The sequence below is a fragment of the Salinarimonas sp. genome (assembly GCF_040111675.1).
Taxonomy (GTDB): domain Bacteria; phylum Pseudomonadota; class Alphaproteobacteria; order Rhizobiales; family Beijerinckiaceae; genus Salinarimonas.
The window spans coordinates 3,210,424-3,235,973 of the sequence record NZ_CP157794.1 but is presented as its reverse complement, the minus strand read 5'-3'; the positions used below and the strand labels follow the sequence as shown (position 1 = coordinate 3,235,973).

General features: G+C 71.2%; 28 protein-coding genes and 1 tRNA gene. 22 read left to right on the top strand and 7 right to left on the bottom strand.

What is annotated here, in order from left to right; translation table 11 throughout:
• Positions 1 to 136 precede the first annotated feature (136 nt).
• Positions 137 to 213: transfer RNA gene (locus ABL310_RS15025), tRNA-Arg, on the top strand.
• A 130-nt stretch (positions 214 to 343) separates the two neighbouring features.
• Here the strand turns inward: ABL310_RS15025 and ABL310_RS15020 are convergent.
• Both ABL310_RS15020 and ABL310_RS15015 read right to left on the bottom strand, forming a co-directional pair.
• Positions 344 to 517, bottom strand: a complete 174-nt coding sequence (locus ABL310_RS15020; RefSeq protein WP_349367822.1) for a hypothetical protein — start codon at positions 515 to 517, stop codon at positions 344 to 346.
• Positions 518 to 620: 103 nt separating this feature from the next.
• Positions 621 to 1,094, bottom strand: a complete 474-nt coding sequence (locus tag ABL310_RS15015; protein ID WP_349367821.1) for an isoprenylcysteine carboxylmethyltransferase family protein — start codon at positions 1,092 to 1,094, stop codon at positions 621 to 623.
• Positions 1,095 to 1,204: 110 nt separating this feature from the next.
• Here ABL310_RS15015 and sfsA point away from each other — a divergent pair, with 110 nt between their 5' ends.
• The 3 genes from sfsA to ABL310_RS15000 are packed head-to-tail and all read left to right on the top strand — an operon-like array spanning position 1,205 to position 2,665.
• Positions 1,205 to 1,924, top strand: coding sequence for a DNA/RNA nuclease SfsA (gene sfsA / locus ABL310_RS15010; protein ID WP_349367820.1), 720 nt, complete (start codon positions 1,205 to 1,207; stop codon positions 1,922 to 1,924).
• A gap of 53 nt (positions 1,925 to 1,977) precedes the next feature.
• Positions 1,978 to 2,241, top strand: coding sequence for a type II toxin-antitoxin system prevent-host-death family antitoxin (locus ABL310_RS15005; protein WP_349367819.1), 264 nt, complete (start codon positions 1,978 to 1,980; stop codon positions 2,239 to 2,241).
• Between the two features lie 34 nt (positions 2,242 to 2,275).
• A complete protein-coding gene (locus ABL310_RS15000; RefSeq protein WP_349367818.1) occupies positions 2,276 to 2,665 on the top strand; it encodes a type II toxin-antitoxin system VapC family toxin in 390 nt (129 codons plus the stop codon).
• A 7-nt stretch (positions 2,666 to 2,672) separates the two neighbouring features.
• Here the strand turns inward: ABL310_RS15000 and ABL310_RS14995 are convergent, their stop codons facing one another.
• The gene (locus ABL310_RS14995) at positions 2,673 to 3,506 is read right to left on the bottom strand and encodes an FkbM family methyltransferase (RefSeq protein ID WP_349367817.1); all 834 of its coding nucleotides are present in this window, start codon (positions 3,504 to 3,506) and stop codon (positions 2,673 to 2,675) included.
• Positions 3,507 to 3,651: 145 nt separating this feature from the next.
• Here ABL310_RS14995 and map point away from each other — a divergent pair, with 145 nt between their 5' ends.
• From map to ABL310_RS14955, 8 genes are all read left to right on the top strand, one after another.
• On the top strand, positions 3,652 to 4,479 hold the full coding sequence (map, locus tag ABL310_RS14990; protein ID WP_349367816.1) for a type I methionyl aminopeptidase: 828 nt from the start codon (positions 3,652 to 3,654) through the stop codon (positions 4,477 to 4,479).
• 75 nt (positions 4,480 to 4,554) lie between these two features.
• Positions 4,555 to 4,932 carry a hypothetical protein gene (locus ABL310_RS14985; protein WP_349367815.1) on the top strand — a complete coding sequence of 126 codons (378 nt, stop codon included), beginning with the start codon at positions 4,555 to 4,557 and terminating at the stop codon, positions 4,930 to 4,932.
• A gap of 61 nt (positions 4,933 to 4,993) precedes the next feature.
• Entirely contained in the window at positions 4,994 to 6,412 is a 1,419-nt protein-coding gene (locus ABL310_RS14980) for a multicopper oxidase family protein (RefSeq protein WP_349367814.1), read from the top strand.
• Between the two features lie 37 nt (positions 6,413 to 6,449).
• Positions 6,450 to 6,605, top strand: a complete 156-nt coding sequence (locus ABL310_RS14975; protein WP_349367813.1) for a hypothetical protein — start codon at positions 6,450 to 6,452, stop codon at positions 6,603 to 6,605.
• Positions 6,602 to 7,042: a cytochrome c gene (locus tag ABL310_RS14970; RefSeq protein WP_349367812.1), complete on the top strand. Its 441-nt coding sequence runs from the start codon at positions 6,602 to 6,604 to the stop codon at positions 7,040 to 7,042. The genes ABL310_RS14975 and ABL310_RS14970 overlap by 4 nt, the downstream gene beginning before the upstream one ends.
• Before the next feature lie 176 nt (positions 7,043 to 7,218).
• Positions 7,219 to 9,198: a heavy metal translocating P-type ATPase gene (locus ABL310_RS14965; RefSeq protein ID WP_349367811.1), complete on the top strand. Its 1,980-nt coding sequence runs from the start codon at positions 7,219 to 7,221 to the stop codon at positions 9,196 to 9,198.
• Positions 9,199 to 9,212: 14 nt separating this feature from the next.
• A complete protein-coding gene (locus tag ABL310_RS14960; protein ID WP_349367810.1) occupies positions 9,213 to 9,608 on the top strand; it encodes a c-type cytochrome in 396 nt (131 codons plus the stop codon).
• Between the two features lie 107 nt (positions 9,609 to 9,715).
• On the top strand, positions 9,716 to 10,225 hold the full coding sequence (locus ABL310_RS14955; protein WP_349367809.1) for an EF-hand domain-containing protein: 510 nt from the start codon (positions 9,716 to 9,718) through the stop codon (positions 10,223 to 10,225).
• Between the two features lie 42 nt (positions 10,226 to 10,267).
• Here ABL310_RS14955 and ABL310_RS14950 read toward each other — a convergent pair whose 3' ends face one another.
• Complete coding sequence (locus ABL310_RS14950; protein WP_349367808.1) at positions 10,268 to 11,380, bottom strand: Gfo/Idh/MocA family oxidoreductase; 1,113 nt, start codon at positions 11,378 to 11,380, stop codon at positions 10,268 to 10,270.
• Between the two features lie 226 nt (positions 11,381 to 11,606).
• Between ABL310_RS14950 and ABL310_RS14945 the strand changes: the two genes are divergently transcribed.
• The 4 genes from ABL310_RS14945 to dctP all read left to right on the top strand — a co-directional run bounded on the left by ABL310_RS14945 (position 11,607) and on the right by dctP (position 15,644).
• Positions 11,607 to 12,482: a ChbG/HpnK family deacetylase gene (locus ABL310_RS14945; protein ID WP_349367807.1), complete on the top strand. Its 876-nt coding sequence runs from the start codon at positions 11,607 to 11,609 to the stop codon at positions 12,480 to 12,482.
• Positions 12,473 to 13,147: a TRAP transporter small permease subunit gene (locus ABL310_RS14940; protein ID WP_349367806.1), complete on the top strand. Its 675-nt coding sequence runs from the start codon at positions 12,473 to 12,475 to the stop codon at positions 13,145 to 13,147. The genes ABL310_RS14945 and ABL310_RS14940 overlap by 10 nt, the downstream gene beginning before the upstream one ends.
• Entirely contained in the window at positions 13,144 to 14,484 is a 1,341-nt protein-coding gene (locus tag ABL310_RS14935; RefSeq protein WP_349367805.1) for a TRAP transporter large permease, read from the top strand. The genes ABL310_RS14940 and ABL310_RS14935 overlap by 4 nt, the downstream gene beginning before the upstream one ends.
• Before the next feature lie 92 nt (positions 14,485 to 14,576).
• Complete coding sequence (gene dctP, locus ABL310_RS14930) at positions 14,577 to 15,644, top strand: TRAP transporter substrate-binding protein DctP (protein ID WP_349367804.1); 1,068 nt, start codon at positions 14,577 to 14,579, stop codon at positions 15,642 to 15,644.
• A 45-nt stretch (positions 15,645 to 15,689) separates the two neighbouring features.
• Here the strand turns inward: dctP and ABL310_RS14925 are convergent, their stop codons facing one another.
• Positions 15,690 to 16,319, bottom strand: coding sequence for an acetoacetate decarboxylase family protein (locus tag ABL310_RS14925; protein ID WP_349367803.1), 630 nt, complete (start codon positions 16,317 to 16,319; stop codon positions 15,690 to 15,692).
• An 88-nt stretch (positions 16,320 to 16,407) separates the two neighbouring features.
• Between ABL310_RS14925 and ABL310_RS14920 the strand changes: the two genes are divergently transcribed.
• On the top strand, positions 16,408 to 17,292 hold the full coding sequence (locus tag ABL310_RS14920; protein WP_349367802.1) for an alpha/beta hydrolase: 885 nt from the start codon (positions 16,408 to 16,410) through the stop codon (positions 17,290 to 17,292).
• Positions 17,293 to 17,306: 14 nt separating this feature from the next.
• Here the strand turns inward: ABL310_RS14920 and ABL310_RS14915 are convergent, their stop codons facing one another.
• Positions 17,307 to 17,693: a type II toxin-antitoxin system VapC family toxin gene (locus ABL310_RS14915; RefSeq protein WP_349367801.1), complete on the bottom strand. Its 387-nt coding sequence runs from the start codon at positions 17,691 to 17,693 to the stop codon at positions 17,307 to 17,309.
• On the bottom strand, positions 17,680 to 17,955 hold the full coding sequence (locus ABL310_RS14910; protein ID WP_349367800.1) for an AbrB/MazE/SpoVT family DNA-binding domain-containing protein: 276 nt from the start codon (positions 17,953 to 17,955) through the stop codon (positions 17,680 to 17,682). Before ABL310_RS14910 ends, ABL310_RS14915 begins: the two co-directional genes overlap by 14 nt.
• 139 nt (positions 17,956 to 18,094) lie before the next feature.
• Between ABL310_RS14910 and ABL310_RS14905 the strand changes: the two genes are divergently transcribed.
• From ABL310_RS14905 to uvsE, 5 genes are all read left to right on the top strand, one after another.
• Positions 18,095 to 20,437, top strand: a complete 2,343-nt coding sequence (locus tag ABL310_RS14905) for a Tex family protein (protein WP_349367799.1) — start codon at positions 18,095 to 18,097, stop codon at positions 20,435 to 20,437.
• Between the two features lie 275 nt (positions 20,438 to 20,712).
• Positions 20,713 to 21,447, top strand: a complete 735-nt coding sequence (locus ABL310_RS14900) for a 4'-phosphopantetheinyl transferase superfamily protein (RefSeq protein ID WP_349367798.1) — start codon at positions 20,713 to 20,715, stop codon at positions 21,445 to 21,447.
• 208 nt (positions 21,448 to 21,655) lie between these two features.
• Complete coding sequence (locus ABL310_RS14895; RefSeq protein ID WP_349367797.1) at positions 21,656 to 22,699, top strand: Fe(3+) ABC transporter substrate-binding protein; 1,044 nt, start codon at positions 21,656 to 21,658, stop codon at positions 22,697 to 22,699.
• Positions 22,699 to 24,438 (top strand): iron ABC transporter permease, encoded by a 1,740-nt coding sequence (locus tag ABL310_RS14890; RefSeq protein WP_349367796.1) that lies wholly within the window; start codon positions 22,699 to 22,701, stop codon positions 24,436 to 24,438. The genes ABL310_RS14895 and ABL310_RS14890 overlap by 1 nt, the downstream gene beginning before the upstream one ends.
• A gap of 34 nt (positions 24,439 to 24,472) precedes the next feature.
• Positions 24,473 to 25,549 (top strand): UV DNA damage repair endonuclease UvsE, encoded by a 1,077-nt coding sequence (uvsE, locus tag ABL310_RS14885; RefSeq protein ID WP_349367795.1) that lies wholly within the window; start codon positions 24,473 to 24,475, stop codon positions 25,547 to 25,549.
• Position 25,550: the final 1 nt, after the last annotated feature.

The window sequence follows — 25,550 nt, the reverse complement described above, 5'->3', positions numbered from 1 at the left end:
GGGCCACGTGGCGGTCCTCGGCGCCTCGGGCCGGCGAAAAAAATCGCGAAAGCTGCGAAATCCCGCTTGCCAAGCCCGCCGGTATTTTCTATCTCACCGGCCTCGCAGCGACGCATCGCGATCGCGGCGACGGCAGGCGCCCGTAGCTCAGCTGGATAGAGCACCAGACTACGAATCTGGGGGTCAGAGGTTCGAATCCTTTCGGGCGCGCCACCTTTCCTTCGATAAGGCTCGATCGTACCCGGGAAAGCCGGTCTCCGAATGCGCGACTCGGCCGGCCTCGTCGTCTCGGGCGATCGCGACAGCGGAGCGGCCGCGCCCGCGCGGCGGCGTCCGCCGTGCGTCAGGCCCCTGCGGGCGGCCCCGCCGTAGCGCCGCCGTCTGTCGCCCGAGGCCGGACGTCGAGGGTACCCGCCTCGCCGGCCGGCGCGGTCTCCTTCGGCTCGGGCCGGCGCACGATGGCGCGCATGGCGTAGGCCAGGCGCAGGGCCTGGCTGGCGGATCTGTGGTCGGTCACGACGTCTCGTCCCGTGAGCGCGGTCCTTCGCCGCGCGACGGCGTCTGGATAGGGCGGCTTCGTTTCCTCGCGATTGCGTCGCCGTTTCGCGCCCGCGTCGCGCTCAGGCCGCCTGCCGCGGCAGCCCGATCCAGCGCGGCGTGCGCGCGGCCCAGGCCTCGAAGGCCGGCCCGAAGGCGCTGGCGAGGTCGCGCTCCTCCGGGCGCACGACGAGGAGCGTCATCGCGGCGAAGTAGAGCGCGAGGCCGAACAGGGCGCCGGGGATCGAGTAGAGCGCGAGGCTCGAGAGCGGGATCGCGAAGGCGAGATAGATCGGGTTGCGGCTGTAGGCGAAGGGGCCGCTCGTCACCAGCGTCTGCGGCGCGCCGAAGGACGAGCGCGCCAGCGCGAGGCCCATCTCCCGCTGCAGCCAGGCGACGAGGGCGACGAACACTGCGATCGCCCCGGCGAGCGGCAGCAGCCGCGGCGACAGCGTCACGATCTCGACCGCGAGGCGCGGCGCATGGGCGGCGCTGGCGAGGACGGCGAGCGACCAGCACGCCCAGGCGACGATGGCGCTGCGATGGGGAAACGACATGCGGCGAGCCTCCTCGTTCGTCCGGGGCAGCCTTAGCCCACGATCCTGAACGTCCGGTGCACGCGCGCCGCGTTGCCCGGCGCGCACGGCCGCGCTACGAGATCCGGGCCATGCGTTTTCCCGCTCCCCTCGTCGAAGCCCGCCTGATCCGCCGCTACAAGCGCTTCCTCGCCGACGTCGCCTTCGCCGACGGCAGCGAGGCGACGGCGCACGTCGCCAATCCAGGCTCGATGCTGGGCCTGGCCGAGCCCGGATCGCGGGTCTGGCTCTCGGCCTCGACCAACCCCAAGCGCAAGCTCGCCTGGTCGTGGGAGCTGGTCGAGGCCGCGCCCATGACCGGCGGCGCGGCGCGGCTCGTCGGCGTCAACACGGCGACGCCGAACCGGCTCGTCGCCGAGGCGCTCGCGCAGGGCCGGCTCGCGCCGTTCCGGGACTATGCGCGCGTGCGCCCCGAGGTGGCCTACGGCGAACGCAGCCGGGTCGACTTCCTGCTGGAGGGGGAGGGGCTCCCGCCGCTCTATCTCGAGGTGAAGAACTGCCACCTGATGCGCGAGGACGGCCTCGCCGAGTTCCCGGACTGCACGGCCGCGCGCTCGGCCCGCCATCTCGACGAGCTCGCCGCCATGGTGCAGGCCGGCGCCCGCGCGGCGCTCGTCACCGTGGTGCAGATGGAGGCCGCCCGCTTCCGCCCCGCCGCCGACATCGATCCCGCCTACGCCGCGGCCTTCGCCCGGGCCCGCGCGGCGGGCGTGGAGACACACGCTTTCGTCTGCCGGGTCACGCCGGAGGAGATCGTGGTGGAGGGGGAGATCCCGGTGGTGGCGGATTGAAATGGTCCAGGTGATGGTCTAGATTTTCGCCGTGCTGAAACCGGAGCCGCTCGATGAAGATCTCGGTCACCGCCGCCAAGGCGCAGCTCACGGAACTCGTGCGGCGCGCGGAAGCCGGGGAAGAGGTGGTTCTCACCCGGCACGGCCGTCCCGCTGTCCGGCTCGTTCCCGACGGGCATCGCGCTCCGCCCGAGGTCGCCGAGCGACGGGCTGCCATTCGGCGGATAGCCGCGCTGGCGGCGACCGAGGCGCTTCCCGGACCCGATGCGGCGCGCTCGCAGGATTATCTCTACGACGAGCACGGAGCGCCTCGGTGAGCCGCACGGTTCGGAGGTTCACCGGAGCGCGGCGGTGATCGTCGTCGACACATCCGCGTTGATGGCGATCTTGCTCGGGGAGGCGGATGCGGACGCGTGCGAGGCCGCTCTGGCCGAGGCCGACGCGATCGCCATGGCCGCGCCGACCTTCGTCGAGGCCATGGTCGTCGCCACCGGCCGCGGCATCGGGTCTCGGATGGCGTCACTCGTCGACGTGCTCGGCGTGAAGATCTGGTCGTGCGACGAAGTCGCTGCGAGACGTGCCGCCGAGGCGCATGCGCGTTGGGGGCGGGGCCGGCATCCCGCCAAGCTCAATTACGGCGACACGTTCTCGTACGAGCTCGCCCGCCGGCTCGAGTGCCCTCTGCTCTTCGTCGGCGACGACTTCTCGAAGACGGACGTCCGCTCCGCTCTGGCGGCCTGATCCGCCCTCAAACCCGCTCGAACACGTAGTTCAGCTTCGTCTTTTCGACGATTCGGTACCCCGCCTCGGTGACGAGCTTCACCAGGTCCACCTGCCAGCGGCCGGAGCCGTCCTCGACGATCATCAGGTCCGGCCACAGCGAGCGCGGCGCCTCGCGCAGGAAGGGCTCGAGGATCACGTCCTCCGCGCCCTCGACGTCGAGCTTGATGGCGTCGACGCGCTCGTAGCCTTCCTGGCGCACGAGATCGAGGAGCGTCGTCGCCGGCACCCGGATGGCGCCCGCGCCGCCCGAGCCGACGATCTTCATCGAGGTCTCGCCCGAGTTGGACGGCTCGAGGAAGAGGGTGAGCTCGCCCGGCTTGTCCGCCACGGCGCAGTCGATCGCCTTCACCGTGGCGAAGGGGTTGAGGCGCACGTTGTAGACCAGCCGGTCGAAGACGTCGGGCTGGGGCTCGACGCACAGGATGCGTGCGTCGTGCCCGGCGCGGGCCGCGACGAAGAGCGCGTAGGCGCCGATATTCGCGCCGACGTCGATGAAGACGAAGCCCGGCTTGATGCGCGACTCCAGGATCTCCCGCTCGCGGCCGTCGAAATATTGCGGCGTGAACAGGACGCGCTTTTCGCAGACGTTGTTGTAGGGGTAGAGCCGGAACTTGGCGCCGAGCGTCTCCACGTCCACGGGCCGTCCGGCGAGGCGCCGGACGGCGAGGCGGCGCATGAGGAAGGCGGCGCGCTTGGAGAGCCAGCCGTGGCCGGCGGCGCGGGTGCGCTCCAGGACCCAGCGCACCAGGCCGTCGGGAGAATAGGCGCCGTAGGGCGCGGGCTCGTTCGTCACGGACATGGACCTTATATGCCTCGGCAGGGACCGGCGCCGGGCCGCGGCCTTCCTGCCATCCCGCGCGCCCGGGAGCAAGCGCGCGGCGGCTCGCGAGCCCTTGCGCCGCGCGTCGCCGCGACTATGGTCGGCGCAACAGGACAGGGACGAGATGACGCTCGACAACACCGAACAGCTCGAACGCCGCGCCGGCCACAAGGAGCCGCCGATCCACGGGCCGGAGGCCTTCGCGGCCATGCGCCGCGCCGGGCAGCTGACCGCGCAGGCGCTCGACCTGATGGTCGAGCACGTCAAGCCGGGCGTCACCACGGAGGCGCTCGACAAGATCGCCTTCGAGTTCGCCATGGACCACGGCGCCTATCCCGCGCCGCTGTTCTACCGCGGCTATCCGAAGGCGATCTGCACCTCGATCAACCACGTCGTCTGCCACGGCATTCCCAACGACAAGCCGCTGCGCGAGGGCGACATCGTCAACATCGACATCACGCTCATCGTCGACGGCTGGCACGGCGATTCGAGCCGGATGTTCTTCGTCGGCGCCGTGCCCCGCAAGGCGGAGCGGCTGTGCGACATCACCTACGAGGCCCTGATGCGGGGCATCGCCGCCGTGAAGCCGGGCGCCACCACCAACGCCATCGGCGCGGCGATCCAGGCCTATGCCGAGGGCGAGCGCTGCTCGGTGGTGCGCGACTTCTGCGGCCACGGCCTCGGCCGCGTCTTCCACGACGCGCCGACCATCCTCCACTTCGTCGAGCCCGCCTACGACGTGCCGCTGCAGGCGGGGATGTTCTTCACCATCGAGCCGATGATCAATCTCGGCCGCCCCCACGTGAAGGTGCTGGGCGACGGCTGGACCGCGGTGACCCGCGACCGCTCGCTCTCCGCCCAGTTCGAGCACACGGTGGGCGTGACGGAGACCGGCTGCGAGATCTTCACGCTCTCGCCGGCGGGGTACGACAAGCCGCCCTACGGCGCCTGAGGACGCGACGCCCGTCCCGCACCCCGGGTCCGCACGGAGTTGCACCGGCTCGGCGCGCGGCTTACCTCTCGGCTCATGACCCCCGCGTCCGGCGGCCGGTTCGGCCGCATCGCCCTTACGGTTCTCGGTCTCCTCGCGCTGCTGTTCGCGGGGGCCGTCGGCGCGCGCCTCGAGGCGCATGACCACGCGGCGGGCGCCACCATCGTCGCGGGCGCACATTGTCTCGGCTGTGCGCCCGGCGGAGACGGGCACCCCGATCACGATCGGGGTCCGGGGCAGGAGCGGCATGCCGGTTGCGCCGTCGCCTGCGTTTCCGGCGCGATCGCGCCGGCTGCGCCGACGATCCTCGGCGCGGATCTCACGGCGCTCGCCTGGCCGCGCCCGGCGACCGTGATCGCGAGCCGCAGCACGCGTCCGGAGCCCGAGCCGCCGCGAGGGGCCACGCGCGCCTGAGCCCGCGGCCGGACGGCTGGCGGGCTTCTCGACGCTCGTCCCCCCATCCGGATCCGCTCACATGACCTTCGGTACGTTCCCGGCGCCGCTCACGCGCCGCTCCTTTCTCGTTCGCACGGCCGCATGCGCGGGCGCGCTGGCGCTTCCCGCAGGCCGCGCCCGCGCCGCGGCGACCCGCGAGCTCACCCTCACCCCCGCGCCCGCGAAAGCCGCGCTCGTCGGCCCGCCCTATCCCGAGACCGCGGTCTGGGCCTATGACGGGCGCGTGCCCGGCCCCGAGCTGCGCGTCGCCCAGGGCGATCGCCTGCGCATCGAAGTCGACAACCACCTGCCGGCCCCGACCACGATCCACTGGCACGGCCTGCGGTTGCCCAACGCCATGGACGGCGTCGCGCACGTCACCCAGCCGCCGATCGCACCGGGCGAGCGCTTCGTCTACGCGTTCGACGCGCCCGACGCCGGCACCTTCTGGTACCACCCGCACTATGCCAGCGCCGAGCAGCTGGAGCGCGGCCTTTCGGGGGTGCTCGTCGTGGAGGAGCCGGAGCCGATCCGGGTCGACCGCGACCTCGTCTGGGCGCTGGACGACTGGCGGCTGGATCGCGACGCCGCGATCGTCGAGGATTTCGGCAGCGGCATGGACATGAGCCATGCCGGACGGCTCGGCAACACGGTGACGCTGAACGGGCGCATCCCGGACGCGGTCGCCGTCTCGACCGGCGAGCGCCTGCGGCTGCGGCTCGTCAACGTCGCCAACGCCCGGATCTTCGCGCTTCGCTTCGAGAACCACACGCCGACCGTCGTCGCCCGCGACGGCCATCCCGTGACGCCGCACGAGCCCGCGGAGGGGATCGTGCTCCTCGGCCCCGGCATGCGGGTGGACCTGGTGCTCGATTGCGGCGCCGATCCCGGCGCGCGCGCCTCGGTGGTCGACGTCTTCCCGCGCGATCCCTACCGCCTGCTCGACCTCGCCTACGGCGAGACGCCGCTGCGGGAGAGCCCGCTCGACGCGTCCCTCGTCCTCGCGCCGAACCCCGTGCCGGAGCCCGACCTCGCGGCGGCGCCGACGCACGAGATCGTCTTCGAGGGCGGCATGATGGGCGGCTTTCGCGGCGGCCGGGAGATGATGCGCGCGATGACGAGCCGCGGTCTCGCCTGGGCCGTGAACGGCGTCGCCGACGACGGCGGCCATACGATTTCCCCGCTGCTGACGGTGGAGAGCGGCCGCTCGATCGTGCTCGATCTCGCCAACGAGACCGCGTGGTGGCACCCGATCCATCTGCATGGGCACGCGTTCCGCATCCTCGAGCGGGACGGCGCGCCGGAGCCGCATACGCCGCTCGCCGACACCGCGCTGATGGCGCCGCGCGAGCGCATGCGCATCGCCTTCGTGGCAGAGGGCGCGGGCGACTGGCTGCTGCATTGCCACGTGCTCGAGCACCAGGTCGGCGGCATGTCGGCGATCGTGCGCGTCGTCTGACCGCGCGGGCGAAACGACGACAACGGAGGATGAAACGATGCACACGCAACAGGGATGGGGCGATCACATGAACGGCTGGATGAACGATCACATGGGCGGGTTCTGGGGCTGGGGCATGGGGCTGTGGGGCCTTCTGCTCGTCGTTCTGGTGGTCCTCGTGATCGCCGCCCTCATCAAGTACCTGCGCTCATGAGGCGCGGGATCGCGATCGCGCTCGCGGCGGCGCTCGTCGGCGCCGTCGCGGCCGGGGCTTGGCTCGCGCTCGGCGGGAGGAGCGAGGCCGCGCGGGTGGCGCAGGGGCGGGCGCTCTACGCGGACTATTGCGCGGCCTGCCACGGCGTGGACCTCGAAGGGCAGCCGAACTGGCGCGAGCGCCTCCCGAACGGCCGCCTGCCGGCTCCGCCGCACGACGAGACCGGCCACACCTGGCACCATTCCGACCGGCAGCTGATCGCCATAACCCGGCACGGCCCGGGCGTGCTCTTGCCCGGCTACGAGAGCGACGTGCCCGGCTTCGCTGAGGTGCTCACCGACGCCGAGATCGAGGCCGTGCTCGCCTTCATCAAGAGCACCTGGCCCGAGCGGGAGCGGGAGTTCCAGGAGGAGCGCTCGCGGGCGGATCCGGGCTGACGCCGGGGCGAAAAGCGACGACGAGAAGAAGGACGCCGCCATGACCGATGCTCCTTCCCACCAGGCCGGGGACGGCGGGCCGCCCGTCCGCTCCCCCGGCGGGCCCGTCCGCTCCGGCGGCGGCTCCCGCTCGTGCGGACGGCCATGGCGGCCACGGTGGCCACGACCATGCGGCGATGATCGCGGATTTCCGCCGCCGCTTCTGGGTCACGCTCGTCCTGACCCCGCCGATCCTGCTGCTCTCGCCGATGATCCAGGAGTTCCTGGGTCTCGCGGACGCGCTCGCCTTCCGCGGCTCGGGCCTCGTCCTGTTCGCGCTGTCGACCGTGGTCTTCCTCTACGGCGGCTGGCCGTTCCTGACGGGCTTCGTCTCCGAGATCGCCGAGCGCAAGACCGGGATGATGACCCTCATCTCGCTCGCGATCACGGTGGCCTACGTTTATTCCACCGCGACCGTGTTCGGCCTCGCCGGCGAGCCGTTCTTCTGGGAGCTGGCGACGCTGATCCTCGTCATGCTGCTCGGCCACTGGATCGAGATGCGCTCGGTGATGGGCGCCTCCGCCGCGCTCCAGGCGCTCGTCGCCCTGATGCCGGCGACGGCGGACCGGGTGCGGCCCGACGGGACGACAGAGGCGGTGCCCGTCTCCGACCTGCGGCCGGGCGACCGCGTCCTGGTGCGGCCGGGCGCCAAGGTGCCGACGGACGGCGTCGTCGTCGAGGGCCGCACCAGCCTCGACGAATCCATGCTCACGGGCGAGTCGAAGCCGGTCGAGCGGACCGAGGGCGAGGTGGTGATCGGCGGCGCCGTCAACGGCGAGGGCGCGATCACGATCGAGATCCGCAAGACCGGCGGCGACACCTATCTCGCGCAGGTGGTCGAGATGGTGCGCCGGGCGCAGGAGACGCGCTCGCGCAGCCAGAACCTGGCGGATCGCGGCGCGAACATCCTCACCTACAGCGCCCTGTCGGTCGGTGTCGTCACCCTCGTCGTCTGGCTCGCGGTCGGCGCGGCCACCGAGTTCGCCATCGCGCGGATGGTGACGGTGATGGTGATCGCCTGCCCGCACGCGCTGGGCCTCGCCGTGCCGCTGGTGGTCGCCGTCAGCACGCGGCTGAGCGCGACGAGCGGGCTGCTCATCCGTGACCGGGCGAGCTTCGAGCGGGCGCGCGGGCTCGACGCGGTCGTGTTCGACAAGACCGGCACGCTGACCGAAGGGCGCTTCGGGGTGAGCGACGTCATCCCGCTCGGCGATCTCTCCGCGGACGTGGTTCTGGGCTGGGCCGCCGCGCTGGAGAGCCAGTCCGAGCACCCGATCGCCCGCGGCGTCACGCACTCGGCCGAGGAGCGCGGGCTCTCCGTCGAGCCCGTGCGCGACTTCCGCAACCTGCCGGGGGAGGGGGCGGAGGCCTCCGTCGCCGGGCGCAATGTCAAGGTCGTCGGCCCGGGCTACCTGCGGAGGCAGGGGATCGAGGCCGCGAGCGCCGAGGTCGCGCGCGTGGCCGACGAGGGCAAGACGGTGGTCTACGTGGTCCTCGACGAGGCCGTCGTCGGCGCCGTCGCGCTCGCCGACGTCGTGCGGCCGGAATCCCGCGCGGCGATCGCCAGGCTGAAAGAGATGGGCGTCGCATGCATGATGCTGACCGGCGACTCCCGCGCGGTCGCCGCCAGCGTCTCCGCCGAGCTCGGCCTCGACGACTATTTCGCCGAGGTGCTGCCGGACCAGAAGGCGGAGAAGATCCGCGAGGTCCAGGCCCGGGGCAAGACCGTCGCCATGGTCGGCGACGGGGTGAACGACGCGCCGGCGCTGGTCCAGGCCGATTGCGGCATCGCCATCGGCGCGGGCACCGACGTCGCGGTCCAGTCCGCCGACATCGTGCTGGTGCGCAACGACCCGCGCGACGTCACCGCGATCCTCGCTCTGTCGCGGGCGACCTACCGCAAGATGATCGAGAACTTCGTGCTGGGCGCCGGCTACAACGTCGTCACCATCCCGCTCGCGGCGGGCGTTGCCTATTCCTGGGGCGTGGTGCTCACTCCCGCGGTCGGCGCGGCGCTGATGTCGCTGAGCACCGTCGTCGTCGCGATCAACGCCAAGCTGCTCGAGCGCCGCCGCAAGGACATCGCGGCGCTGGGCCTCGCCGAGAGCCGACCATGACCGGAGGATCGCCCATGCCCAAGGGATTTCTCCCCGCCGTCGCGATCGTGGCCCTCGCGGCTGCGGCGCTCGTCTGGTTCCGTCCCGCGCCGTCCGCCACGGTGGTCGACGTCACCGTGCCCGCGCTGTCGGCCGAGGCCAGGCGCGGCGCGGCCGCGTTCGCGGCGCATTGCGCCGCCTGCCACGGCGCGAACGCGGCGGGCTCGGAAAGCGGTCCGCCGCTGATCCACCCCATCTACGAGCCGAGCCACCACGCCGACGGCGCCTTCCACGTCGCCGTCCGCTCGGGCGTGCGCGCGCATCACTGGGGCTTCGGGAACATGCCGGCGCAGCCGCACGTGAGCGACGCCGAGGTCGCCGACATCGTCGCGTATGTGCGCGAAGTGCAGCGCGCGAACGGCATTCGCTAGGCGGCGGAACGAACCCGCTTCCCGCCGCTTGCGAGGAGGCGCGCCGGACCCGCCGGCGCGTCGTCGAAGAGCTCCCCCGTGGAGCCGAACGAGAAGGAAGACACGCCATGACCAGAACGATGCTCTCGCTCGCCGCCGGCGCCGCACTCCTGGCTGCGGCCGGCGTCGCCCAGGCGCAGACCTCTCAGCAGGGCCAGGCCCAGCCGGGCCAGACGCAGCCGGGCGCCGGCATGCCGATGATGGACGCCGAGCAGATGATGCGGATGATGCAGATGATGCAGCAGGGCCGGCCCGGGATGATGGGGCCCGGAATGATGGGGGACGAGGATCGGCCCGGTCGGGGACCCGGATGGCGGCACGACGGGCGCGACATGATGCGCGGCGGCATGATGAACCGCGGCATGATGGGCCCCGGCCGGGAGCACGGCCCGATGCTGCGGATCATGTTCGCCGTCATGGATGCGAACGGCGACGGCGCGCTGTCGCTCGAGGAGGTGCAGGAGTTCCACGCGCGCATCTTCCGCGCCGTCGACGCCGACGACGACGGCAGCGTGACGCTCTCGGAGATGCGGGGCTTCATGAGCGGCGCCTCCGACGCCGCCGGCGGCGCGCAGTGACCTCGGCTTCGCGCCGATCGGCGCGCGCCGCGTAGGGCCGCCTCAGCCCTGCCCGGCGCGCGCCAGGATCTCCGCCATCGCCACGGGGCGACCCGTGGCGATGGAGTCCTGCGCGGCGAGGCCCATGGCCACCGCCAGAACGCCGTCGCGCAGGGCGACCGCGGGGGCGCCGCCCTCGCGGACCATGGCGTTGAACAGGCGGTGCTGGTGGAAGGTCGAGCCGTGGTGGTCGCCCGCGGCGAGAAGGGCGGGATCGACGGGGACGATCGTGGTCGTCTCGATGCGGGTGGCGCGGTCGGCGATCGCGTATTCGGCCTCCTTGTCGCGCCCGTCCGCCTCGAAGCGGCCCGGGCCCGGCACGCGGGCCTCGAGCGTCGCGCGCTCGCCGATGACGGAGACGCGCTCCTGGAAGCGCGAGCCCTCGGCGAACATGCACAGCTCCAGCATGGCCTTGACGCCGTCGGCGAAGGTCACGGTGACGTAGGCGTGGTCGAGCACGTCCGGCACGCCGTCGGCATAGGACTCGTCGAGGTGGTTGAGCGCCTGCCCGCCGACGGCGTGAACGGAGACCGGCTCGGCCTGGGCGAGAAGCCGCATCAGGTCGAAGAAGTGGCAGCACTTCTCGACGAGCGTGCCGCCGGTCGTGCGGTTGAACCGGTTCCAGTCGCCGACCTTCCGCAGGAAGGGGAAGCGCCGCTCGACGATGGAGATCATCCGCAGCCGCCCGGCGCGGCCGGCGGCGAGGTCCTCGATCAGGGTCGAGACCGCTGGCATGTAGCGATATTCCATCGCCACCCAGATCGGCACGCCCGCCTGCGCGGCGCGCGCCTCGATCCGCGCCGCCTCGCGCAGGTCGACGACGACCGGCTTCTCGGCGAGGATCGGCCGGCCGGCGCCGATCAGGTCCTCGAGAATCGCGGCGTGGGTGTGGTTCGGCGAGGCGAGCACCACGGCATCGAAGGGAACGCCGGCCGCGAGCAGATCCTCGTGGCGGGCGAAGGCGCGGGCCTGCGGCGCCAGCACCTGCGCGGCTTCGCGCATGCCCGCGTCCGGCTCGGCGAAGGCGACGAGCTCGGCGTCGGCGAGGAGGGCGATGTTGCGGATGTGCTCCTGGCCCATCATGCCCGCGCCCACCAGGGCGTAGCGCACGCGCATCGCGCGTCTCCTCCCGATCCCGTTCGCTCGCGGCCCGCACGGTCGCGAGCCGGTTGCGTCCATCTATGACATGTCTTATGTCTTTTACAAGATTGGACGCATGACCGGGTGAACCGCGCGCCCCGACGCGCGGATCCCGGCCGGGAGGACGAGACGCCATGGCTTCGCCGCGCGAGGTCGTCAGAGGCAGGGCTTGCGCCCGCGCCGATTCGAGGCGCGCCGGCAGATGATCCGTCGCGTTCTGCCGCATCTCGACGACGTCGGCGTGACCGCGGGCTCGCTCGCCGCCTGGCGGGCGCTGCGTGCGGCGGGTGTGGTGCGCACGGCCTCCGTCATGGTGCCATGCCCGTGGTATCCCGCCGTCGCCGCCGATTTCAGGGACGAGCCCGGGCAGGACCTCGGCATCCACCTCACCCTCACCTCGGAGTGGAGCGCCTATCGCTGGCGCCCGCTGATCGGCGGGCGGGCCGCCGAAACCGGCGGGCTCCTCGACGCGGAGGGCTTCTTCCACCGCCGTCCCGAAATGGTCGCGGCCAATGCCGATCCGCAGGCGGTCGAGGACGAGATGGCGGCGCAGATCGAGCGGGCGCTCGCCGACGGCATCCGCCCGACGCACCTCGACGCGCATATGGGCACCGCCTTCCTCCCGCCCTTCGTCGGGCGGCTGTGGGCGCTCGCCGACCGCTACCGCATCCCCGCCGTGCTCTGCCGCGACGCCGCCGCCCTGTTCCGGGTCGTGCGCCTGCCCGACGCCGATACGGGGCCGCTCGCCGAGATCGTCGCGGAGGCCGGGCGCCGCGGCGAGCCGGTGCTGAACACCTTCCTCATCGGCTTCACGCCGGACGGCGCCTCGGCTGCGGAGTTCTTCGGGGCCATGCTCGACGGGGTGGGGGAGGGCACGCATTTCCTCGCGCTCCACGCCAACGCGCCGGGAGACATGGCGGGCCTCGCCCCGCAGCTCGCCCCGCACATGGCGTGGCCGCGCGAGGCGGAATACGATCTCTTCCGCGATCCCGATTCCGCCGCGCTGTTCGCCCAGCGGAACATCGCGATCGTGGGCTGGCGCGACCTCGCGCGCCGGGGGAGGGAGGCATGCGCCTGACGATCCGCGCCGTCGCGGCGCTCAACCGCTTTCTCACCGAGCTCGGCGTGGTGATCGCCTCGGGTCTCCTCGTGGTCATGACCTCGGCGGTGATCCTCCAGGTGGTGAGCCGCACCCTGCGGGACCCGATCGGCTGGACGGAGGAGCTCGCGCTCTCCGCCATGGTCTGGGTCGCGTTCCTCGTCGGGCCCTGGGCCTATCGCCAGCACGAGCTCACCCGCATCGACATCGTGATCGAGGCGCTCTCCTTCCGCGCCCGCTCGGCGCTGGGGCTCGTCATCCACCTGTTCGAGGCGGTGCTGATCGTCGGCGCGATCTGGTACTCGTGGCGCTTCTTCCTCGGCGGGCGCTCGGTCCTGCCGCAGCTCACCCGGCTCGTGCGCGACATCTCGGAATGGTTCGTCTCGCCGGAGGTGGCGAGCGCGCTCGTCGTGCAGAACAAGCTCGTCTATGTCGTCCTGCCGCTCGGCTTCGCGGGCTTCCTCCTCGTCAATCTCGAGCACGTCCTGCGCGCGATCATGACCCTCGTCACCGGACGCGAGCACGGCGTCGGGCGCGAGGCGGACGAGACGCACATCCACGCCGGCGTCACCGGCGCGACCCTGCCGGAGCTCGATCACGGCGAGGACGACGACACGACCGATCGCGGAGGGCGCGGCCGATGAACGGGGTGTTCTTCGCCCTCAAGGGGCTGGCCGTCTTCTGGGGCTTCCTGATCCTGCTCGTCATCGGCGTGCCGGTCTTCTTCGCCATGATGGGCGCGGGCGCCTTCCAGCTCTGGCAGCTCGACCGGCTGCCCTTCCTGAGCATGCAGGTGAACCGGATCTTCTCCGGCATCGCCTCCTTCCCGATCATGGCGGTGCCGTTCTTCATCCTCGCCGGCGAGATCATGAATTCCGGCATGGTGACGCGGGCGCTCGTCGACTTCTCGCGCTCGATGCTGGGCCACATCCGCGGCGGCCTCGCGCACGTGAACATCGCCGCCTCCGTGCTCTTCGCCGGGCTCTCCGGCTCGGCGGTGGCGGACACCTCCGCGCTCGGCTCCATGCTGATCCCGGCGATGGAGAAGAACGGCTACTCGCGCAAGTTCGCCGCCGCCATCACGGCCGCGAGCTCGGTCATCGGCCCGGTGATCCCGCCGTCCGGCCTGATGGTGCTCTACGCCTTCGTGATGAATGTCGACGTCGCCAAGATGTTTCTCGGCGGCATCGTCCCGGGGCTCCTTCTCGCCGGCTCGCTGATGGTGGTCACGGCCTTCCTGGCGAAGAAGCACGATTTCCCCGTCGCCAATGCGAAGGCGACCTGGGGCGAGCGCGGGCAGGCGGGGCTGCGGGCGTTCTTCCCGCTGATGACGCCGGTGATCCTGCTCGGCGGCATCCTGTCGGGCTTCTTCACGCCGACGGAAGCCGCGGCCGTGGCAGTGGCTTACGCGCTGATCCTCAATGTCGGCGTGAAGCTCGGATTCAAGCTCGGGCTCCTCAAGGAGGACGGCTTCGGGCTGTCCGGCTTCGGGCGCATCCTCAAGCGCACGGCGATCCAGTCGGGCGTGGTGCTGCTGCTCGTCGGCGTCTCGACGGGCTTCAGCCAGGTCGTCGCCATCGCCGGCATGCCGCGGATGCTGTCGGACCTGCTGTTCTCGATATCGGACAACCCGCTCGTCTTCCTGCTGCTCGTCAACATCTTCCTCTTCATCGTCGGCATGGTGCTCGACGCGGGGCCGGCGATCCTGATCCTGGGCCCGATCCTGCAGCCGGCGGCGCTCGCCTACGGCATCGACCCCGTTCACTTCGCCGTGCTGATGTGCCTCAACGTGACGGTGGGCCTCGCCACGCCGCCGATGGGGCTCGTGCTCTTCGTCGCAACGAGCATATCCGGCGCACGCTTCTCGGAGATCGTGCGCGCGATCATCCCGTTCCTGATCGCGGAGATCGCGGTGATCCTGCTCGTCGCGTACGTTCCCATCCTCACGCTCGGGCTCCCTCGACTCTGGGAGAGCCTGTGAGGCAATCTCGACCGTGGCGGTTCTCGGGGCCGCAAGCGGGAGGACAAGAGCGCCGGCAAGGCGCCCGTCGCATAAGCAAAGGAGAGAAACACATGAAGGCGCTGAAGCACACCCTGGGCGCGCTCGCCGTCGGCACCTGCCTGACGGCCGCCGCGCCCGCCTTCGCCCAGGCCGAGTTCACGCTCGTCGTGCCGCTCGCCACCGGCGAGGACAACTACAATTACAAGGCCATGCAGGCCTTCTCGCAGCACGTCGAGACCAAGTCCGGCGGGCGCATCGACGTCGAGATCTATCCGGGCGGCACGCTGTGCGCCTCGGGCCGCGAGTGCTTCGAGGGCATGCAGGCCGGCCTCGTCGACATCTACCAGTCGAACTTCGGCGAGCCCTCGAACCTGTGGGGCGCCTTCGCGGGCCTCGACCTGCCCTACATGCTGCGCGACGACCAGGTCGCGGAATGCGTGTTCGACGACCAGGAGTTCATGGCCTTCCTGCGCGACGGCATGCTGGAGCAGACCGGCAACGTCCGCCTGATGGTGGTCTCGAATTCCGGCGGCTGGCGCAACTTCGCCACCACCGAGAAGCCGATCCTCGCGCCCGAGGACGTCGAGGGCATGAAGCTGCGCACGATCCCGGCCGAGATCCAGCAGGAGCTGGTGCGCCAGCTCGGCGGCGCGCCCACCGGCATCTCCTGGCCGGAGGTCTACACCTCGCTCGCCACCGGCGTGGTCGAGGGCACGAAGAACGGCATCACCGACATCGTGGTGATGAACTTCCACGAGCACCTCAAGCACATCACGCTGGACGGCCACGCCTACATGGGCGGGACCTGGTTCGTGAACAACGACAAGTTCGCGTCCATGCCGCAGGACCTGCAGGTCATCATGGCCGAGGGCTTCGACATCATCGAGCAGTACCTGCGCGCCTATCCGAAGTACGCCGAGGTCGCGGCCTACGACGCCTTCGTCGAGGCGGGCGGGACGATCCACGCCCTCACCAACGAGCAGAAGGCGGCCTTCCGCGAGGCGACGTCGGGCATGGAGGACTGGTTCACCGCCCAGGGCGACGAGAACCAGGCCTTCCTCGACACCTTCAAGGGCGTGATCGACGAATGCGTCGCCAGCGTCGACTCGCATCTGCAGGCGCAGACCCAGACGCAGTGAGGCGTCCAAAGCCGCGCTCCCCCGCCGCCCGGCGGGGGAGCGTCCTCAGCCGAAGCCGAGCCGCAGCTCGTCCAGCCGCAGCCCGACGATCGGGCGCGCTCCCGCGAGGAGCGCGTAGGGACCGGCGGGGTCGGCCTCCCAGCGCACGCGCCCGACGCCGATCCGCGCCGTAGCCCGCACCGGCGTCGAGACCAGCCGCCCTTCCGCGCGGGCCTGGATCACCCGGAAGGCGATGGGCCATCGCAGCGGCAGGCGCCGCGCGCGGTCCATCCGCAGCCGCGCCAGCAGCGCGCCGCCCCGCGTCGCCTCCGCTTCGGCCCGATCCTCCGTCTCGACGTCGAACCGAAAGGCCGCCTTCTCCTTCGGCACGGCCCAGAGCGCTCGCGCGCCGGCGATGGAGGCGTCCGCGTCGACGTGGATCGCGAGGATCGTCAGCGCCGGCCGCCAGCCGACCCGCACCGGCGCGGCGAGAAGCACCTCCCCGTACGACAAGGTCCCCGCATAGCGCGCGAACAGGCCGACGACGAGGGTGCGCCCGAACAGCGCGATCGGGCGCGTCCCCTTCGGCAGATGGGCCGCGACCGCCGCGACCGGAACGCGTCGCAGGGCGGCGATGGCGACGCCGGTGAGCCGCCAGGGCGGCGGGGGATAAGGGGGATCGGACGGGTCGGTCATGGCGTTCTCGTCGGCGTTCTCCCCAACGCGCGAGGTCTTGCCTCGGGCGCATTCCGCGCCATGCTTCGAGGGGCCCGAGGAGGCCGCGATGCGCCAGCCGTCCATACCCGATGTCGATTTCGCCTTCTCCCGCGTCTCCGTGGGGGAGATCGCGCTGCACGTCGCCTTCGCGGGGCCGGAGGACGGCGAGCCCGTCGTGCTGCTGCACGGCTTTCCCGAATTCTGGTGGGGCTGGCGCCGGCAGATCCCCGGCCTCGTCGCCGCGGGCTGCCGCGTGATCGCGCCCGACCAGCGCGGCTACAATCTCTCCGACAAGCCCCGCGGCGCCTCCAAATACGGCGCGCGGCGGCTCGCGGGGGACGTCGCGGCGCTGATCGCGGCGACCTGCCCCGACGGGCGGGCGCATCTCGTCGGGCACGATTGGGGCGGCGTGGTCGCGTGGGCCGTCGGCACGCTCCATCCCGAGCGGCTGCTGTCGCTCTCCGTCCTCAACGCGCCGAGCCTCGCCGTCACGGCGGACTACGCCCGGCGGCACCCCTCGCAGGCCCTGAAGAGCAGCTATGTCGGCTTCTTCCAGGCGCCCGTCCTGCCGGAAATCGCGCTGTCCGCGCGCAACTACCGCGCCATGCGCCGGGCGCTGGTCGGCTCGGCGAAGCGCGGCGTCTTCACGGCCGCGGATCTCGCCATCTACGCCGACGCCTGGGCGCAGCCGGGCGCGCTCACCGCCATGCTGAACTGGTATCGCGGCCTCACCCGGGCGCCGGCGCGGCTCGAGGGGCGACGCGTGCCCGTGCGCACGCAGGTGCTCTGGGGTGCCCGCGACCGCTTTCTCGAGGTGGGCCTCGCCCGCGAGAGCGTCGCGCTCTGCGACCACGGCCGCCTCGACCTCTTCGATGACGCGACGCACTGGATCCACCTGGAGGAGCCGGAGCAGGTGACGAACCGGCTGGTGGCGTTCTTCAAGGCGGGGTGAGGGGATGCAACGTCTCAAGGCTCCATGAGCGGGACATGGCGGTCCGAACTGGACTTCAGCAGCCTGCGATCGAAACTAACGAAGGCGGAGCAGCGCCAGCTCCTTACAAGATGAAGAGCGTCCGCGAAATCCAACCCGTTCTCGACCAGATCGAGGCACTCGGCCACGCGGTCCGCGTCTTCTATTCTTACGGTCGGAAGGCCAAGGAATGCGCGCAGCGCACCGCATACGGAAGCACGATCATACCCGTAGCCACTGATGAGCACCCAATTGGCTTCCAAAACAACCGTGATCGGCACGAATACCGGCTCACGGGAAACGAGTGCACGCGCTTGAGCCGATTGCGTATGGTCGTCGTCGACCAGGCAACGGACGACGATATTCGTGTCAATCGCGAGCACGTCGTTTCGCCTCCGCGAGGACTGCCTCGTCCATTTCCTCGATCGACTTGGCAGGACCGTCCCAAGGCAGGCAGCCGAAAACATCCTCGAACCGGGTCGCGGAAAACGCAGGCGCCTTGCGGAGAAGGACATCTCCCTCTGGCGTCTCCTCCACGACGAGCCGCGTCCCAGGGGCCCAGTCCAAGCCAGATCTCACCTCCTTGGGAAGGATCACCTGTCCCTTGCTGGAAACGACTGTCGTCGATTGCTTCCGTACAGACATCGGGTTGCTCCCGGTAAGACAGAAGTAAGATAGGTCGATCCAATCCGCCTCGCAAGCCGCGACCCTCCCGCATTTCCCCCCGCCCGCGACTCGCGCTAGAACGCTCGGCCCGTCCCGTTCGCATGAAGAGGTCGCCCGCATGCCGTCCATCTCGACAACCATCGCCTCCGAGCTCGGGGTCGGCGAGAGCCAGGTGGCGGCGGCGGTGAAGCTGCTCGACGAGGGGGCGACGGTGCCGTTCGTCGCGCGCTACCGCAAGGAGGCGACGGGCGGGCTCGACGATGCGCAGCTGCGCACGCTCGAGGAGCGGCTGCGCTACCTGCGTGAGCTGGAGGAGCGGCGCGCCGCGATCCGCGAGTCGATCGCCGAGCAGGGCAAGCTCACCGACGACCTCGCCGCCGCCATCGCCACCGCCGACACCAAGGCGCGGCTGGAAGACCTCTACCTGCCCTACAAGCCCAAGCGCCGCACCAAGGCGCAGATCGCCCGCGAGGCCGGGCTCGGGCCGCTCGCGGAGGCGCTCCTCGCCCATCCCGAGCGCGCGCCGGAGGAGCAGGCGGCGGCCTTCGTCGCGCCGGACGAGGGCGTCGAGGACGTCAAGTCGGCGCTCGAGGGCGCCCGCCACATCCTGGTCGAGCGTTTCGCCGAGGACGCGGACCTGATCGGGCGGCTGCGCGAGGATTTCTGGCGCGACGGGCGTCTGGTCGCCACCGTGCGCGAGGGCAAGGAGCAGGCGGGGGCCAAATTTTCCGACTATTTCGCCTATTCGGGCAAGCTCGCGGAGCTGCCGGCGCACCGGATCCTGGCGATCTTCCGCGGCGAGAAGGAGGACGTGCTCTCGGTCTCCCTCACCGAGATCCCGGACAACGCGCCCGACGGCGCCAAGGACGCCTATCCGGCCAAGATCTGCGCGCGGTTCCGCCTCGCCGATCGCGGCCGGCCGGGCGATGCCTGGCTGCGCCAGGCGGCGAGCTTCGCCTGGCGGACCAAGATCTCGCTGTCCATCGCCCTCGACGCCCGCGCCCGGCTCTGGGCCAAGGCGGAGGAGGATTCGATCAAGATCTTCGCGGCGAACCTGCGCGACCTGCTCCTCGCCGCCCCCGCCGGCGCGCGGGCGACCATGGGGCTGGACCCCGGCTACCGCACCGGCGTCAAGGTCGCGGTCGTCGACGCCACCGGCAAGGTCGTCGCCACCGACACGATCTACCCGCACGAGCCGCAGCGGCGCTGGGACGCGGCGCTCCACACCCTCGAGGCCCTTGTGCGCCGGCACGGCGTCGAGCTGATCGCCATCGGCAACGGCACCGCCTCGCGCGAGACCGACAAGCTCGCCGGCGAGCTGGTGGGGCGGCTCTCCGACCGCAAGGTGACCAAGGTCATGGTCTCGGAGGCCGGCGCCTCGGTCTATTCGGCCTCGGCCTACGCCTCGAAGGAGCTCCCCGAGCTCGACGTCAGCCTGCGCGGCGCGGTCTCGATCGCCCGGCGCCTGCAGGACCCGCTGGCCGAGCTCGTCAAGATCGACCCGAAGAGCATCGGTGTCGGGCAGTACCAGCACGATCTCGCCGAGCACGCCCTCTCCCGCTCGCTCGACGCCGTGGTCGAGGATTGCGTGAACGCGGTGGGCGTCGAGGTGAACACCGCCTCCGCGCCGCTGCTCGCGCGGGTCTCCGGTCTCGGCGAGGGCGTGGCGCGGGCGATCGTCACGCGGCGCGACGAGACGGGGCCGTTCCGCTCGCGCAAGGAGCTGATGAAGGTGCCGGGCCTGGGGCCGAAGACGTTCCAGCTCGCGGCGGGCTTCCTGCGCATCCAGAACGGCGAGGACCCGCTCGACCGCTCGGGCGTCCACCCCGAGGCCTATCCGGTGGTCCGCCGCATCCTGGACTTCACGAAGTCCGACATCGTGCGCTTGATCGGCGACGCGAAGACGTTGAAGGGCCTCGACCCGGCGCGCTTCACGGACGAGAGCTTCGGCCTGCCGACCGTCACCGACATCCTCGGCGAGCTCGAGAAGCCCGGCCGCGACCCGCGCCCGGCCTTCAAGACGGCGACCTTCGCCGAGGGCGTCGAGACGCTCTCCGACCTGCGACCCGGCATGACGCTGGAGGGCGTCGTCACGAACGTCGCCGCCTTCGGCGCCTTCGTCGACATCGGCGTCCACCAGGACGGGCTGGTGCACGTCTCGGCGCTCTCGAACACCTTCGTGAAGGATCCGCGCGCCGTGGTGAAGCCCGGCGACGTGGTGAAGGTGAAGGTGCTCGACGTGGACATTCCGCGAAAGCGCATCTCGCTGACGATGCGCCTCACCGACGAGCCCGGCCAGGCCCGCGCCGGCGCCCGTGCGCGCGGCGACGACCGCCCGCCGAACGAGCGCGGGCCCCGCGGACCCGGTCCCCGCGGCCCGAAGCCGCCCGCCGGCGGCGGGGGCGGAGGCGGCGCGCTGGCCGACGCGCTGCGCCGGGCCCAGTCCCAGACGCGGCGGTGAGGGGAGGGCTGGATGATGGGCGCCGATCGCGACGGGGCTGCACGAGAGCATGCGGCGCGCGCCTTCCCCTCTCCCTCGTGGAGAGGGGCTAGGGGTGAGGGGCGTCGCGCAGGTCTCCAAGCTCGCGGAGCGAGCGCGCACGCAAGGCAGTGCTGCATCCAGAACGGAGACAGTCCTGCACGCCCCTCACCCCCGGCCCCTCTCCGCGAGGGAGAGGGGAGAGCCGGCATCGTCGTCGCGGATCATCACCGATCGCGTGCGGGAGCGTGACCGCCATGCCCCAGCGCTCCCGAATCGCCGTCGCGACGCTCGCCCTCGCCGGGGTCGACGAGACGCTGTGGCCGCGGCTCGCGGGGCTCCTCTCCGAGGAGGAGCGCGCCCGCGCGGCGCGGTTCCATTTCGAGCGCAACCGCCGCGAATACGTCGCCGCGCACGCGTTGAAGCGCGCGCTGCTCTCCGCCGCGACCGGCGACGACCCGCGCGCCTGGCGCTTCGCGGCCGAGGCCGGGGGCAAGCCGTTCGTCGCCGGAGGCCGCGGGCCCCATTTCAACCTCTCGCATTGCGAGGGCCTCGTCGCCTGCGCCGTGAGCCGGGACGTCGCGCTCGGCGTCGACGTCGAGCCGATGGACCGCCGCGCGCCCTTCGAGATCGTCGAGCGCAATTTCGCGGACGCCGAGCGCGACTGGCTCCTCGCGCTGCCCGAGGCCGAGCGAACGCGGGGCTTCTTCGCCCTGTGGACGATGAAGGAGGCCTTCATCAAGGCCACCGGCAAGGGCGTCTCGCAGGGCCTGCGCAGCTTCGCCATCGGCTTCGACCCGCTCGCGGTGAGCTTCCCCGATCCGAGCCTGGCCGAGCCGGGGCCCTGGCGGCTGCGGCACGAGACCATCGCGCCGACGCATCTCCTCGGCCTCGCCTGGCGCGGCGCGGAGGCCGATGTCGGGCTCTTCGAGATCACGGGGGAGGACCTGCCGCAGGCGGACGCCTTGCGCGAATACTTGCGCGATACGTAGGGTTGGCAGCTTCGCCGCTACTTTAGAACGATTCTCGACTGGAAATCCGTTCTTTTCAACGCTTCTAAGCTTACGATTTCTGCTTGACGTCTTGCGAGCGAATGGTCTTTATGCCGCCCGACGCCGCAGCTGCGCTTCGCGCGCCGCCGGCGGACAGGTTCGCTCGCCCGGGCGCCTTTACCGCCCGGATCAGGGAGAGAGACACGCCATGACCGACTTTTCGACCGCTCGCCGCACCCTTCTCGCCGGCACCGTGCTCGCCGCCGGCCTCGTCGGCCTGCCGGCCCTCGCCGTCGCGCAGAGCGGGGAGCTGAACCTCTACTCGTCGCGCCACTACGACACCGACGAGGCGCTCTACGAGGACTTCACCGAGCAGACCGGCATCAAGATCAACCGTATCGAGGCGGGCGCCGACGAGCTGATCGAGCGCATGATCTCCGAGGGCGAGAACTCCCCGGCCGACGTGCTGCTGACGGTCGACGCCGGGCGTCTGGAGCGCGCCCAGCAGGCCGGCCTTTTCCAGCCGGTCGATTCCGAGGTGCTGGAGGAGCGCGTCCCCGACTACCTGCAGGATCCGGAGAACTTCTGGTTCGGCTTCTCGAAGCGCGCCCGCGTGATCATGTACGCCTGCGACCGCGTCGAGAACCCGCCGCAGACCTACGAGGCGCTGGCGGACGACGAGTGGGAGGGCCGCGTGCTCAGCCGCTCCTCCACCAACATCTACAGCCAGTCGCTGACCGGCTCGATCCTCGCCGCGCTCGGTCCCGAGGCGACGGAGGAGTGGGCCCGCGGCCTCGCCGAGAACTTCGCGCGTGAGCCCCGCGGCGGCGACACCGACCAGATCCGCGCCGTGGCGGCGGGCGAGGGCGATCTCGCCATCTCCAACACCTACTATCTCGGCAACCTGATCCGTTCCGAGAACCCCGAGGACCGCGCGGTCGCCGAGCAGATCTGCGTCGTCTTCCCGAACCAGGACGGCCGCGGCACGCACGTCAACATCTCCGGCGGCGGCGTCGCGGCGAACGCCCCGAACCCCGAGGCGGCGAAGCTCTTCCTCGAGTACCTCGCCTCCGATTCGGCGCAGACGTACTTCGCCGAGGGCAACAGCGAGTATCCGGTCGTCGAGGGCGTCGCCGCTCCCGAGTGGATCCAGACGCTCGGCGAGTTCCAGGAGGACGACCTCTCGGCCGAGATTTTCGCCCAGAACAACGCCGAGGCCCTCATGATCATGGATCGGGCCGGCTGGAAGTGATGCGGCGGACCGAGACGGCGACGGCGGGGGCTACCCCGGCCGTCGCCACCGGCCTCATGAAGGAAGGCTTCGCCCTCGCCGGGACCCGGCGGGGGCGAAGCCGTTCGCGCGCCCCCCGCGCGCTCGTCGCGGCCACGGCGCTGGTGGCGGGGCTCGTGCTCCTGCCGATCCTGTCGGTCGCCTCGAGCCTGCTCTCGCCGCGAACCGACGTCATGGCGCATCTCGCCTCGACGATCCTGCCGGACCTCCTGGCGAACACCGGCATCCTGGTGCTGGTGGTCGGGCTCGGCTCGATCTCGATCGGCGTGGTGAGCGCCTGGCTCGTCACCCAGTGCCGCTTCCCGTTCTCGCAGGCCTTCGTCTGGCTGCTTCTGCTGCCGCTCGCCATTCCCGGCTACATCATCGGCTACGCCTACGCCGACTTCCTCGCCTATGCCGGGCCGCTGCAGACGGGCTTGCGGGAGCTCTTCGGCTGGGCGACGCCGCGCGACTATTGGTTTCCTGACGTCTACAATGTCTGGGGCGTGAGCGCGATGCTCACGGCGGTGCTCTACCCCTACGTCTACCTGCTCGCCCGTGCGGCCTTCCTGGAGCAGACGGCGAACGCTTTCGACGCCTCGCGCGCGCTCGGGCACGGGCCCTGGAGCGCCTTCTTCCGCGTGGCCCTGCCGCTCGCCCGCCCCGCCATCGCCGCCGGCGCCGCGCTCGCCCTGATGGAGGCGCTCGCCGATTTCGGCACGATGCAATATTACGGCGTGCGGACCTTCACCACGGCGATCTACCGCACCTGGTTCGGCATGGGCGACCAGACGGCGGCGGCGCAGCTGGCGACGGGGCTCCTCGTCTTCGTGCTCGCGCTCATCGCCCTCGAGCTTCACGCCCGCGGATCGCAACGCTACACCCAGGTGGGGCGCGGCGCCCGCAAGGGACCCGCCTTCCGCCTGCGCGGCTGGCGCGCGGCGCTCGCCTTCGTGGCCTGCGCCATTCCCGTCGTCGTGGGCTTCGTCGCGCCGGTGCTGATCCTCCTGCGGCTGCACCTGATCGGCGGCGACCCGTTCATGAGCGATCGCTTCTGGCGCTACGCCGGCAACTCGCTGATCCTGGCGGGCATGGCGGCCGTGCTCCTCGTCTGCGTCGCGGTGCTGCTGGCCTATGCGACGCGGCTCTCCCAGGGCAAGCCGCTGCGGGCTCTCGTGCGCGTCTCGACCATCGGCTACGCCGTGCCGGGCACCGTGGTGGCGGTCGGCGTGCTCGCGCCGCTCGGCGCCTTCGACAACGCGGTGGACGGCTTCTTCCGCGACGCCTTCGGGATCTCGACCGGGCTCATCCTCTCGGGGACCGTGGTCGCGGTGCTCTTCGCCTACCTGGTGCGCTTCCTCGCCATCGCCTACGGCTCGGTGGAATCGGGCTTCCTGAAGATCCCCCGCACCATGGACGACGCGGCGCGCATGCTCGGCGAGAGGCCCGGCGGCGTGGTGGCGCGGGTGCACGCGCCGCTGCTGCGGGGCTCCCTGCTCACGGCGGCCTTGATCGTCTTCGTCGACGTGCTGAAGGAGCTCCCCGCGACGCTCATCGTGCGGCCCTTCAACTTCGACACCTTGGCCGTGCGCGTCTATCAGCTCGCCTCCGACGAGCGCCTGACCCAGGCGGCGACCGGTGCGCTCGCCATCGTGGCGGTGGGCATCCTGCCGGTGCTGCTGCTCATGCGCATGATGGCCCGTGGCGAGAGCGCGCGCTGAGGGACCCCGGCCGCGGGGGGCGCGTTGCCGGCCCATGGACGCGACCACTCCTCCACACGGCCCGCCCCCGCACGCCCGACCCGCGCGCCTCGGCTTTCCCGTCAAGGTGATGGCGCGCGACGATCTGAAGTCGAACGACAGCCGCCGCGCTGCCTCGGAGCCTCATCTGAAGGTCTCGCTCGACTACGTGAGCGCGATCCTCGACCATTGCGCGCGCCACGACATCCGGATGTACCGGCTCTCGTCGGACCTCGCGCCCTACGCCACGCACCCCGACATGCCGCGCTTCCACGGCATGGTGCGCGAGAGCGCGGCCGAGCTCGCCGCGCTGGGCGCCAAGGCGCGGGCGCTCGACATCCGGCTCTCCTTCCATCCGAGCCAATACGTCGTGATCAACTCGCCCGACCCGAAGCTGGTCGAGAAGAGCGTCTGGGACCTGACGTCCCAGGCCGAGATGCTCGATCTCATGGGCTGCGGACCGGAGGCCGTGCTCGTGCTCCATGTCGGCGGGGCGTACGGCGACCGGCGAACGAGCGCGCTTCGATTCGCGGAGGTGTTCCCCACGCTGCCGGAGCCCGTGCGGCGACGGCTGGCGCTCGAGCACGACGACCTGCGCTTCTCCGCGGCGGACACGCTGATGATTCACGAACGCACGGGCGTGAAGCTGATCTTCGACCATCAGCACTTCTGGTGCCTGAACCCCGAGCGCCTCGCCCTGCGCGACACGCTCGCGCGGATGCTCGCGACCTGGCCCGACGGCGTCGTGCCGAAGGTCCACATGTCGACGCCGCGCACGGAGCTGCGGCAGGTCACCCGGACCGATCCGAAGACCCGCAGGAAGACCGTCTCGAACCTCGCGCCGGTCTGGACCGGCCATGCGGATTTCTGCAACCCCTTCGAGGTCGCGACCTTCCTGCGTCAGGCGGAGGGGCTCGCCTTCGACATGATGCTGGAGGCCAAGGCCAAGGACCTCGCCCTGATCCGCCTGCGCGCCGATCTCGTGCGCTACGCGCCAGACGTCGCGCCGCGCTTCGGGCTGGGGGAGGGGGACGTCGCTCGGCTCGAGGCGGAGGAAGCGGCGGTTCTGGAGGCGGCGTCGGGCGCGCTCTGAT